The following is a 236-nucleotide window of genomic DNA, read 5'->3' as shown; positions in this document are numbered from 1 at the left end:
ACCGGTTACCACCGACACCCAGCGCTTTGTGCGTTCGCTGTGGATCCTCGACCGGGATCTGGCGTACTCCCGGCACTATCCGGCCGTCAGCTGGCGCGGCTCCTTCTCGCGCGATGCCGAGGCGCTGGGCCGCTGGCATTCCGCGCACGGGGATCCGCTCTGGGCACAGCGCCGGGCATCGGCGTCCCTTCTCCTGTCCGAAGCGGACCGGCTGACGGCCCTGGCGGAGATCATCG

Annotated in this window: 1 protein-coding gene; it reads left to right on the top strand. The window is 69.9% G+C overall.

The features are described from left to right. Positions 1-28: 28 nt before the first annotated feature. Positions 29-236: hypothetical protein (locus tag SB754_RS22995; protein WP_410784565.1), on the top strand; the 208-nt coding region annotated here is incomplete at its 3' end.

It is taken from the genome of Leifsonia sp. SIMBA_070 (assembly GCF_046534635.1).
Classification (GTDB): domain Bacteria; phylum Actinomycetota; class Actinomycetes; order Actinomycetales; family Microbacteriaceae; genus Leifsonia.
The sequence above is the reverse complement of the archived record's forward strand: the minus strand, read 5'-3'. Positions and strand labels throughout refer to the sequence as shown.